The sequence below is a fragment of the Aeromicrobium sp. Leaf291 genome, from assembly GCF_001423365.1.
Taxonomy (GTDB): domain Bacteria; phylum Actinomycetota; class Actinomycetes; order Propionibacteriales; family Nocardioidaceae; genus Aeromicrobium.
In genome coordinates this window covers 210,426-221,532 of sequence record NZ_LMNM01000001.1, presented here as the reverse complement: position 1 = coordinate 221,532, position 11,107 = coordinate 210,426, and the positions used below count along the sequence as shown (strand labels likewise).

9 protein-coding genes and 1 tRNA gene are annotated in these 11,107 nt (G+C 73.0%); 3 read left to right on the top strand and 7 right to left on the bottom strand.

Annotated elements, in window-relative coordinates; translation table 11 throughout:
* Positions 1 to 111 precede the first annotated feature (111 nt).
* Positions 112 to 555: a hypothetical protein gene (locus tag ASF35_RS01085; RefSeq protein WP_055961551.1), complete on the bottom strand. Its 444-nt coding sequence runs from the start codon at positions 553 to 555 to the stop codon at positions 112 to 114.
* Positions 556 to 673: 118 nt separating this feature from the next.
* Here ASF35_RS01085 and ppc point away from each other — a divergent pair, with 118 nt between their 5' ends.
* The gene (gene ppc / locus ASF35_RS01080; protein WP_082495293.1) at positions 674 to 3,517 is read left to right on the top strand and encodes a phosphoenolpyruvate carboxylase; all 2,844 of its coding nucleotides are present in this window, start codon (positions 674 to 676) and stop codon (positions 3,515 to 3,517) included.
* Between the two features lie 84 nt (positions 3,518 to 3,601).
* Complete coding sequence (locus ASF35_RS01075; protein WP_055961547.1) at positions 3,602 to 4,213, top strand: hypothetical protein; 612 nt, start codon at positions 3,602 to 3,604, stop codon at positions 4,211 to 4,213.
* Between the two features lie 78 nt (positions 4,214 to 4,291).
* Here ASF35_RS01075 and ASF35_RS01070 read toward each other — a convergent pair whose 3' ends face one another.
* Positions 4,292 to 6,160 (bottom strand): hypothetical protein, encoded by a 1,869-nt coding sequence (locus ASF35_RS01070; RefSeq protein ID WP_156364634.1) that lies wholly within the window; start codon positions 6,158 to 6,160, stop codon positions 4,292 to 4,294.
* Between the two features lie 195 nt (positions 6,161 to 6,355).
* Here ASF35_RS01070 and ASF35_RS01065 point away from each other — a divergent pair.
* A tRNA-Arg gene (locus ASF35_RS01065) sits at positions 6,356 to 6,428 on the top strand.
* Positions 6,429 to 6,470: 42 nt separating this feature from the next.
* Here ASF35_RS01065 and ASF35_RS01060 read toward each other — a convergent pair.
* From ASF35_RS01060 to ASF35_RS01040, 5 genes are all read right to left on the bottom strand, one after another.
* Positions 6,471 to 7,340, bottom strand: a complete 870-nt coding sequence (locus ASF35_RS01060; protein ID WP_055961539.1) for a glycosyltransferase family 2 protein — start codon at positions 7,338 to 7,340, stop codon at positions 6,471 to 6,473.
* Entirely contained in the window at positions 7,337 to 8,365 is a 1,029-nt protein-coding gene (locus ASF35_RS01055) for a glycosyltransferase (protein ID WP_055961536.1), read from the bottom strand. The genes ASF35_RS01060 and ASF35_RS01055 overlap by 4 nt, the downstream gene beginning before the upstream one ends.
* Positions 8,362 to 9,486 (bottom strand): glycosyltransferase, encoded by a 1,125-nt coding sequence (locus tag ASF35_RS01050; RefSeq protein ID WP_235499087.1) that lies wholly within the window; start codon positions 9,484 to 9,486, stop codon positions 8,362 to 8,364. Before ASF35_RS01050 ends, ASF35_RS01055 begins: the two co-directional genes overlap by 4 nt.
* Positions 9,456 to 10,622, bottom strand: a complete 1,167-nt coding sequence (locus ASF35_RS01045; protein ID WP_055961532.1) for a glycosyltransferase — start codon at positions 10,620 to 10,622, stop codon at positions 9,456 to 9,458. Before ASF35_RS01045 ends, ASF35_RS01050 begins: the two co-directional genes overlap by 31 nt.
* 170 nt (positions 10,623 to 10,792) lie before the next feature.
* Positions 10,793 to 11,107, bottom strand: coding sequence for a hypothetical protein (locus tag ASF35_RS01040; protein ID WP_055961528.1), 315 nt, complete (start codon positions 11,105 to 11,107; stop codon positions 10,793 to 10,795).

Sequence of the window (11,107 nt, the reverse complement as noted above, 5' to 3'; positions counted from 1 at the left end):
CCGGGGCGTGCGCACGACGAGGGGTGCTCGCCGATACGGTGTGCTCTGCCCCCGTCGCTTCTATTCACCCCTGGAGGAGGCGGCGGGGGACCTCACGGGTCCCGGAGCGGGTCAGCGCTCGTCGGGCAGCAGCAGGTCGGTCCGCTGCACGTAGCGGCTCAGCCGGTCCTGCACCAGGCGCACGTGGTCGTGCAGCCACACGGTGACCGCCGGGCCGAACATCGACGACGAGGCCGATGCGGAGTACCGCACGATCGTGCCGCGGCCGTCCGGCTCGAGCACGATGCGCTCGTTGACCACCGCCATGGGCGACGTGGTGCGCAGCCGGAGCTCCTCGGGCGGGTCGAGGTGCGTGACGACCACCGTCGCGTCGAGCTGGTCCGCTCCGTGCTGGAGGCTGCACAGGTACGACTGCGCGCGAGCGAGGAGGTCGGAGTCGGTGGACGCGCAGCGACTCACCGCACTCCACTCGCCCAGCGTCTCCAGACGCAGCAGGTTCGCCCACAGCTGTGAGCGCGTCTGCGGCGACGCGATCCTGTGCTCCTCGGCGATCATCCTTCGACGGTAGACACGGGTCGGGTCATGCGCATTCCGAGAAGACCACTGAGCAGCCTCTGAGCAGGTTCTCCGGACGCGCCACACGTCTGCAACACAGGACCGGCAGGATGGACCCATGAGCTCCGCCAGCCCCCGCACGACCGAGCAGATCCTCGAGTCCGACCGCCGCGCGCCCGACGCCGCCCTGTTCGCGGGGGGTGTCGCCTCCGACGAGGAGCACGCCGCTCTGCGCGCGTCGGTGCGCCAGCTGACGACGCTGCTCGGCGAGGCCCTCACGCGGCACGAGGGCCCGGAGCTGCTGGACCTGGTGGAACGGGTGCGGCACCTCGCGCGCACCCCCGACGGTGGGCAGGGCGCCGCCGAGCTGCGGGAGGCGCTCGACGAGCTGGAGCCCGAGCGCGCCGTGGTGCTCGCGCGGGCGTTCGCGCTGTACTTCCAGCTGGTCAACATCACCGAGCAGCTGCACCGCTGGCAGGAGCTCACCATCGGCTCCGAAGGTCCGCTCGCCGGCACCTTCGGGCGCATCGAGGAGGCCCTGGCCGACGGCAGCCTCGACGCCGACCTGCTCACGTCGGTGCTGGCGCGCGTGGAGTACCGCCCGGTGTTCACCGCCCATCCGACCGAGGCCAGCCGACGCACCGTGCTGCGACTGCTGCGCAAGGTCGCCGAGGCGGTGCGCGAGCTCGAGGACCCCCGGCGTCCGGCGTCCGAGACCGCCACGGGCGAACGCCGCCTGGCCGAGCTGATCGACCTGCTGTGGCAGACCGACGAGCTGCGCGTCGTGCGCCCGGAGCCGCAGGACGAGGCCCGCACCGCCGTGTACTACCTGCGCTCCATCGCCTCGGAGGTCGTGCCCGGCCTGCTCGACGAGCTCGACCGGCAGGCCGCCCGGGTGGGCGTCGAGCTGCCCGAGACGTCGCGACCGCTGCGCTTCGGCACGTGGGCCGGAGGCGACCGCGACGGCAACCCCAACGTCACGCCCGACGTCACCCTCGAGGTGCTGCACCTGCAGCACACGTCGGGAATCAGCGAGCTGGTGGCGATGGTCGACGAGCTTCTCACCGAGATGACCGCCTCGACCCGCGTCGTCGAGGCCAGCGCCGAGCTGCTCGACAGCCTTGCCGAGGACGCCGAGGCCCTGCCGATCACGTGGAGCACCATCCGCCGGCTCAACGCCGACGAGCCCTACCGGCTCAAGCTCAGCTTCGTGCGGGTGCGCCTGCTGCGCACCCGCGACCGGCTCGTGAACGACACCCCGCACGAGCCCGGCCGCGACTACCTGTCCTTCGACGAGATGGTGCGCGACCTGGTGCTGGTGCGCCGGTCCATGCTCGCCGCCGGCGACGCGCTGACCGGCGACGGCGCCATCCGCCGGCTCATCCGCACCGCCGTGACGTTCGGAGCAGGGCTGGCGACCATGGACGTGCGTGAGCACTCCGCGAAGCATCACGCCGCCCTGGCCGACCTCTACGAGCGGCTCGGTGAGCCCGGGTACGGCGACCTCGAGCGACCGCAGCGGATCGAGCGGCTGCAGCAGGAGATGACGTCGGCCCGCCCGCTCCTCGGGGCGTCGGTCGACCGGGCCCGGCTGGGGGAGGCCGCGTCGGCGTCGCTGCGACTCATGGAGACCATCCGCGTCGCCCTCGACACCTACGGTCCCGAGGTGGTCGAGACGTACATCGTGTCGATGACCCACGACGTCGACGACCTGTTCGCCGTGGTCGTGCTGGCCCGCGAGGCCGGGCTCGTCGACCTGACCGGAGGCGTCGATGGGGAGGCGCTGGCGCGCATCGGCTTCGCGCCGCTGTTCGAGACCGTGGCCGAGCTGGAGGCCGCCGGACCCCTGCTCCAGGCCCTGCTCTCGGACCCGTCGTACCGGCGGATCGTCGCCGCGCGCGGCGACGTGCAGGAGATCATGCTCGGCTACTCCGACTCCTCGAAGGACGCGGGCATCGCGGCGTCGCAGTGGCAGATCCACCGGGCCCAGCGCGCCCTGCGCGACGTGGCCCGCGAGCACGGCGTGGTGCTGCGGCTCTTCCACGGCCGCGGCGGCTCGGTGGGCCGCGGCGGCGGACCCACGGCCGAGGCGATCATGAGCCAGCCCTACGGGTCGCTCGACGGACCGATCAAGATCACCGAGCAGGGCGAGGTCATCTCCGACAAGTACGCGCTGCCCGGCCTGGGTCGGCACAACCTCGAGGGGGCGCTCGCCGCCGTCATCGAGGCGTCGACGCTGCACCGCACGTCGCTGCTGCCCCAGGAGGTGCTCGACGGCTGGAACACGACGATGGACGTGGTCGCCGAGCAGGGGAAGGTCGCGTACCGGGCGCTCGTGCGCGACGACGCGCTCGTCCCGTTCTTCGTGGCCGCCACGCCCGTCGACGAGCTGGGCAAGATGAACATCGGCTCGCGCCCTGCCAAGCGCCCCGGCGGAGCCGGCGGCCTCGACGACCTGCGTGCCATCCCGTGGGTGTTCGGCTGGACCCAGTCGCGCATCATCCTGCCCGGCTGGTTCGGCGTCGGGTCCGGCCTCGCGGCCGCCTTCGAGGACGGCCGCGGCGAGACCCTGCAGGAGATGTACGGGTCGTGGGCGTTCTTCCGCACGTTCCTGTCCAACGTGCAGATGACGCTGGCCAAGACCGACCTCGACATCGCCGCGTCCTACGTCGAGGCGCTCGTGCCCGACGACGCCCGCCACCTTCTCGACGTCATCCGCGCCGAGCACGAGCGCACGGTCGAGCAGGTGCTGCGCGTGACGGGTCAGTCGTCGCTGCTGGAGCAGGCGCCGGTGCTGCGTCGCACGCTCGAGCTGCGCGACCACTACCTGGCCCCGCTGCACGCCCTGCAGGTCTCGCTGCTCGGCAAGGCCCGCGCCGCCGAGTCCCCGTCGGCCGAGACCGAGCGGGCGCTCCTGCTCACGATCAACGGCATCGCGGCCGGCCTGCGCAACACCGGCTGACGTCGTCTGGTCGTCGTCCGCGCCTTGCGGCCTGCCGGCACGACGTCTCCGGCAGGTGAGGGACGATCGACCTAGAGTGGGACGGTGAAGCGCTCCGCGGTGGTCCTGGTCGCGATCCTCATGTCCGTGACGGCGTGCACCGGTGGGGGTGACGAGCCCTCGGCAGCCGCCCCGTCGGCCTCGGCGTCGGCATCTGCATCGGTCGGGACCGACCCCACCGCGAGGTCGGTCGACGGCGACGTCGAGGTCTGGGACCTGACCGGTGATCCGTCCGACGCCTCGTTCGGGATCGGGAAGGCCGAGCCTCGGGCCGACTACGGCGGCGACGAGCCGCGGGCCGTGCGGTTCGAGCTCGAGGGAGGGTCGATCCAGCTCGACCTCTCCGACCTGACGTTCTACCACGAGGGCGACATCTTCGCGTTCCTCTCCCGTACGGCCGAGATCCCCCCTGACCAGCTGGCGGAGGGGTACCGCGACCTGCTCGAGGCGCTCGACGTCGACCGGGCGAGCGCCGACGCGTTCGAGGCCGAGCTCGCCGGTGCTCCCACCGACCAGACCGGTCAGGTGACCGTGAGCTATCCGGACGAGATCCGCCTCGGTGACTGGACTCTCGCGGTGAGCGCTGCGATCTCGCCGGCGGTCGGCACCGGGGTCCTGACCGTCAGTGCGGGGTACAGACCTCTGCTGGTCGGCTGAGCCGGCCCCGGCGCGACGACGGCGCCGCCCTTCGCTCGTGCGGGAGGCGGCGCCGTCGTCGTCCGTGTGCGCGTGCGATCAGCGCACGTACTTCAGGCGGTACTGGAAGGCGCCTGAGACGACCGAGTCGGCGCGGGTGGTCCGATCGGAGTTGACCACGTCGTAGCGGGTGGAGAAGAAGTCCTGCGAAACGAGGATGTCGTCGTTGCGGGACTGCTTCGACAGCAGGGTCGCGACCTCCTGGGCCGACTCCGGCTCCTTCGCCGGGACCGACAGCGGGTCCTCCTCGTCGTCGTAGTAGAAGTCCTCGTCGTCCTCCCAGTAGAACGACTCCCCGTACTCCTCGTCGTCCTCCCAGCCGCTGAGCTCGTTCGCGCCGAGGATCCGCAGCCGGCCGGTGCCGTAGGCGAAGACCGAGGTCCGGATCTCCATGACGACCGACTTGGGGGTGGCCTTCGAGTACTTGTCGGCCTTGACGAGGTTGAAGCGGAGCTTGAACGGCGTGCCCTTCTTGACGGTGAGCGTGCCGCTGGACTTGAGCCGGCCCCACGCCTTGCGCGACGGGTAGTAGCGGTCGATGGTGCCGATCTTCAGCGCCTTGTACGGCGAGGTCAGCGTGTCGTCGATCGTGACGTCGTCGACGTCGAGGTTGGCGAACTCGTTCTCCTGCAGCGCCGCGATGTCGTTGGCCACGCCGTCGGCCACGTACTCGCCGAGGTAGTCCGTGACGCTGTAGCGCTGCGTGCGCTCGAGGGTGACGGGCTTGCCGTCCTCCTTGGCCGTGCCCTTGACCGTCCACGACACGAGCGACTCGCCGCCACCCAGCTGGTCCTGCGCGAGAGCCGCGTCGCGGAAGGCGTGCGTGCCGGCGATCTCGGTCAGCGCCTCCGGGTTCGGCACGGTGGACCGGTAGGTCGTGGCGGGCTTGCCGTCGGAGCGCGCGGTCGACGTGACGATGGCGGAGTCGACGGCCTGGCCGAGGCGGCCCGCGATGCCGGCGAGTCCGTCGTGGGTCAGCGCGCCCTGGGGTGCGGCGAGGTTGGCCATCTTGAACGAGCCGACGCCGTCGGCCTGGATGAACGACGTCTTCGCACCGTGGAGGGTGCGGCTGGCGTTGCGGAAGTCCATCGGGTGCCCGAAGCCGACCACGTCGTCGCCGCAGACGGCGGTGGCGGTGCCGAGGCCGTAGCTGGAGAGGGAGCCGTAGGAGTCGGCGGCGGCGAGGTTGCCGCCGGCCACGATCGGGACCTCCTCGCCGAGGCTGGCGCCACCGGCTGCGACGTCACGCGCGGGCGCACCGGCGCGCTTGGCGATCTTGGCGTACCCGGCGGCGAACTTGGTCGGGAGGGTGATGGCCGAGACCGGCGCGATGCGGCGGGCGCCCTTGCCGAGCTCGGCGCTGCTCGCACCGGCAGCCACGAGCTGCTTCTTCTGCGACGACGTCAGCGTGATGCGCTCGGCGGGGGCCGACACGTCCTCGTCGTCGAGCAGGTCGTAGAGGTCGGCGGCCGGCGTGATGCCGGCGATGGACGACGACTCGTTGCCGCCGAAGGTGTACGCGACCGCTCCGACGAGTCGCCCGTCCTCGGCGTAGACCGGCGAGCCGGAGATGCCCGACCAGACGCCGGCGTCGATGGTGCCGTCGCTCCTGGTGATGCGCGAGCCCGAGAGGTCGAACACGAGGGTGTCGCCGTCGTCGCTCTCGAGGGTGTCGATGTAGGTGCCGCTGAAGGCCTCGGGCGTCACGTCGGACCCGCGCGAGCGGCCGGCGGTGGTGAGGCCCGTGACGGTCTGGCCGGACTCGAGGTCGGCGGCGGGGAACGCGGCGGCGCACTGCTCGAAGGACGGGGGCGCCGCGGTCGCCGGGGCGGCGACGAAGGCGACGCTGCCGGCGACGAGCGCGACGCTGGCGCACATCGACGAGGACAGCAGGGAATGACGGGGCATGGGGGAGCTTCCCTCCGACGGAAGGCCCCGGGGTCGGGGCAGGTGAGGCCACCGTAGAGCCCGGCGGGGTCGTTTCTTGGGCAAAGACGCAAAACTGGTCCGGAAGGACTATGCGCCCCGAGCGTCGTGCCCACGGAACCCGATTTCCGTCGCGCCGACGCCGTCCCGTACACTCGTCTCCGTCCTTCGGGACGTGCGCCCGTAGCTCAACGGATAGAGCATCTGACTACGGATCAGAAGGTTTGGGGTTCGAATCCCTACGGGCGCGCAAATCGGCCCCGAGCGTCTCGACGCTCGGGGCCGTCGCCGTTCACAGGGCGTCGGAGACGCCGGTGGAGACCACGCGGTAGCCGTCGTCGTCGGCGTGGACCAAGCCGCGCTGCACGAACGCGTCGAGCCAGCCCTCCATCGGCCACCAGCCCCAGCGGGCGTGGAAGACGTGGGCGTTGCGGACGATGTCGTGCAGGTGCTGCACGGGCGGGTCCTGCGTCGGGTGGTGCTGGTGGGCGGCGCGCGCCCCACCCACCCAGGCGATCGGCACGCCGGCCGCGGCAGCGCGTTGCGCGAAGTCGGTGTCCTCCCCGCCGTAGCCGACGTAGGCCTCGTCGAAGCCGCCGATGCGCCCCCACGTCGCGGCCGTCACGGCGAAGGACAAGGACCAGAACAGCCGGTGCCCGTGGGGGTCGAGATCGACCGTGCCCGGTGGGGGCGCGGGCCGCGACCGGTGCGGTCGGCCCAGCTCGGCCACGGAGCGCAGGTCGTAGCCGCCGGGAGGTGCCGGCGGCAGGTAGGCGACCGGTCCACAGAGGAGGGCGCCGTCGCAGTCGGGTCGGCGCGAGGCGACGTCGTACGCCAGGGCGAGACCGGGCGAGGCCAGGCAGTCGACGTCGAGGAAGACCAGCAGGTCCGCCCCTCGCTCGAGGGCCGTGCGGGCTCCGAGGTTGCGGGCCGCGGCCAGCGGGAGCCCGGCGTCACTGGCGTCGATCTCGACGACGTGCGGCGTGGGCGGGAAGCCGGTCCGCCACCGCGCCGGCCACGGGTCGTCCATCGCCACGACGATCCAGTCGTCGAGGAGCACCGCCGAGCGCCCGAGGGACCGGTGCTGCAGCTGCAGGTGGTCGTGGCGACCGTGCGCGACCGTCACGACGGCGATGCGGGGCGCGGCGGCGTCGAGGTTCACGCGCCCGCCCGTCCCGCGACCTCGAGCACCACGGCGGCGAGCCGCCGCGCCCCCTGCCCGTCGTTCCATCGCTGCCACGCGGACCCGTCGAGCGCGGCGACCCGGTCGAGCACGTCGGGCCAGCCGTCGTCCGCGAACTCCTGGAGCACCAGCACCGGCAGCCGGCCGTCGGCGGCGAGTGCTGCCGCGCTCGTGCGCTGCTCGTCGTGGGGACGCTCCTGCGGGATCACCACGGCCGGGCGGCGGGCCGCGGCAACCTCGGCCAGGGCGTTCTGCCCGGCGTGGGTCACGACGACGTCGGCCCGGCAGAGCGCCGCCCACGGGTCGTCGACCCAGGTGCCGTCGGGGCCGCCCAGCAGCGTCCAGGTCCAGCCCGGTGTCGACGCCCGGGCACGGTCGAGAGCCTTGGTCGTGAGCGCGTTGCCACCCGCGCCGGAGAGGACCACGACGTGCCGCGTCCCGTCCTCGGACGGTGCCGGGCCCGGCGGCACGGGCTCACGGCCGTCGAACCGGGAGAAGGCGCCGACGTGGACGAGGCGTGGGTCGTCGGGTGCCACCCCGCGCACGACGTCGGCGACGTCCGCAGGCCACGGCGCCACGAGCCGCTCGGCGAGGCCCAGGCCCAGCGTGTGGGGAGGATCCGTCCGGTCGCCGGGCTGGATCAGGGACACGACGGGGACGCCGTGCAGGCGGCACAGCGTGGCCACCTCGACCGACGTGTCGACGACGACGACGTCGGGTCGAGTCGCGTCGATCCAGCGCGAGATCGTCGACATGCGCGAGCGCAGCCCGGGGTGCCCTCGTGGGACCCAGTGGAAGGTCCCACCCGCGGTGGCGTCCTCGGGCAGCTCGAACGGGTCGGCGTCCGCGTCCGGGTCGAGCTGGACCCAGAGCTGCGGCCATCCTGTCGGCCGCGGCAGCGACGACAGCCCGGTGACCTCGGTGCCCGACGGCAGGTGGGGGAGCAGGGAGCCGGCGCGCGTCACGTGTCCACGGCCGTGGTGGTGCACGTAGTAGCCGATCATGCCGGCGTCTCCGCGACCGACGACACGGTGCTCGACGGACGAGGCGCCCCGGCGCGGCGGTACAGGTCCTCGTAGCGGCGGACCATCCGGTCGAGCGAGCAGTGGCGCACGGCGTGGCCACGCACCGCCGCGCGGTCGAGGGACGCCGCCTCGAGTGCCGCGCGCGCCAGGTCGTCGACGTCGTCGGGTCGCGCCAGCCGGCCGGCGTCCACCCCCACCACCTCGTCCAGTGCGCCGCGGGCGAACGCGGCCACCGGGGTGCCGCACGCCATCGCCTCGGCGGCCACGAGCCCGTACGGCTCGTCCCACTGCGGTGACACGAGTGCCACTCGGGCACGGCCGACCACGTCGGCCAGCTCGTCGGTGCCGAGGTGGCCGAGCAGGCGCGCGTCGTCACCGAGCAGCGGCGCCACCGTCTCGGCGAAGTAGCCCGGATCGAGGACCGGGCCGGCGAGGTCGATCGGCAACCCTGCACGTCGGGCCGCGGCGATGGCGAGGTGCGGCGCCTTCTCGGGGACGATGCGGCCGGTCCACACGGCTCGGTCGCCGCCCGGGCCCGGACGCCACCGGTCCGTGTCGACGCCGTTGGGCACCACGTCGGCGCTCACCACGTGCGACCAGGCCTGGGCGGTGTGACGACTCACGGCCGCGAAGCGGGTCGTGGACGGCGCCAGCGACATCGCCGACTCCAGCCAGCCCAGCGGCGGCGTGTGCAGCGTCGTCACCATCGGCAGGCTCAGCGCCGACGCCATCGCGACCGGCAGGTGGTGCAGGCTGTTGTTGTGCACGACGTCGAAGCGCTCGTGCCCGTGGCTGACCAGGTCGAGCATGAGCGCGAGGTAGGCGTGGTGATCCTGCATCCACGTGTCAGGGTGTGCGCCGACGTCGGCGCGTGCGGCGTCGCTCGGACGGAAGCGTCGCACCGGCAGCTCCTCGACGCCGAGCGTTGGGTCCGACCCCGGCGCGGCGAACACGCTCACCCGGTGACCTCGCGCCGTGAGCGCGGTCGCGAGCGTGGCGGTGTGGGCCTCGAGGCCGCCCTGGAACGGCTCGGCGATCGGGAAGCGTGACGAGGCGACGAGGCAGACCCTCATCGCCGTCCCGCCGCGGGGAGCGTGCACGCGTCGGTGACCAGGCTGCCGTAGATCTCGGCGTGCGCGGCGGCGAGGTCCTGCCGTTGACGCAGGCGCTCCGCCGCCGTCGGCGCCGGGACCGGCGTCGCGGTGAAGGCGTCGTGCACGGCGGCCTCCAGGCTGGCGGCATCGAACCGGTCCTCGGTGAGGGTGAAGGAGTGCACCGGGGCCTGGTCGGCGTAGTAGCCGCACGTCGGCGCGGCCACGGGCGTCCCCACGTCGCGGCAGAGCTCCAGCCACCCCGAGTGGGTGCCGAAGCGGTACGCCAGGACCGACAGGTCGAGCCCGGCGAGGTGGTCGACGAGCTCGTCGTCGGAGAAGTAGTCGTGCACCCGGACGTCCACGTGGGCGGGGGCGTCGGCGAGCATCCCGGCGAGCTCGGGCTCGAAGCGGGCGCCGTCGGGATCGAGGACGTCGGTGTGCCCGTCGACCTGCAGCACGCCGCCGGGCAGCCGGCCCACGGCGTCGACCAGCACGGGCAGCACCGTCATGGGGTCCATGCAGGCACGGAGGCTCTTGACGTGCAGGCCCACGCGGAACTCGCCCCCGGATCGGGCGATCCGTGCGGCGGGCGCCTCGCGCACGCGGGCGCGCCGCTCCATCTCGGCGAGGTCCACCACGTGCGGGTGCGGGAGCACGACCGCGTCCCGCCCCCAGCGGCGCCGGATCTCATCGGCCGCGCCGGGGGTGAGGGTGACGACCACGTCGGCGGCGGGCAGGAGCACGTCGAGCTGCTCGTCGTGCAGCTGTGGCGTCGGGTGGTGCGGGTTCCGCAGGTCGTGGACCGTGTGCACGAGCGGCTTGTCGTGGGTGGTGAGCGCGTGCACGACCTCCTCCAGCTGAGACGGCGCGAGCGCGTCGAAGCCGAACTGCAGGTGCATGACGTCGAAGTCGTCGTGGTGCCGCTCGATCCATCGGGGGTCGAGCATCGCCGGCGGCCACCACGGGGTTCCCGGGACGAGGGTGCCGCCGTCGGGTGCGGGGTCGAGAAGGCGTTGCACGGCGTCGTCGTGCGCCGGGTCGGGCGCGAACAGGTGCCGCACGTACACGTGGGACGCGGGCACGGACGCGACGCGCAGCCACGTGGGGGTGGTGGTGGCGTCCGCGGCTCCGGTCAACGTCATGCACTCGTCCTCTCGATCGACCTCGGCGGACTCGAGCCGCCGCCCTGGGCGTACCCGCTGACGAGACGTCGAACCGCGCGGCGCCGTTGCGAGGAGGTGGGCAGAGGAAGGAGCCCCGGGAAGGGTGCCCGGGGCGGCCTGTCGGTGGTCCTCCACGGCGAGGCCGCGGCTCAGAGGTCGAGGGTGCCCACCCAGCGTTCGCCCTCGTCGCCGCCCCAGGCGTCCCAAGCCACGCGACCGGGTGACGGGAAGCCGTCGGTGCCGTGCTTGAAGCCCTTCGCGTCCTTGTCGACGGAGTGCCGCGCGAAGTAGGCGCGCATCTTCGTGGCCTGCTCGTCGCTGAGCTCCTCGCCGTTCGCCAGCTGGTGGGCCCGGTGCCGGCCGGTGTCGGTGAAGTTCCGTCCGGCCTTGCCGTCCTCGATCCACCGCACCGCACGCTGCGCCGTCTCCTGCACGCCCTTCGGCGGCTGGTGCTTGCCGCTCAT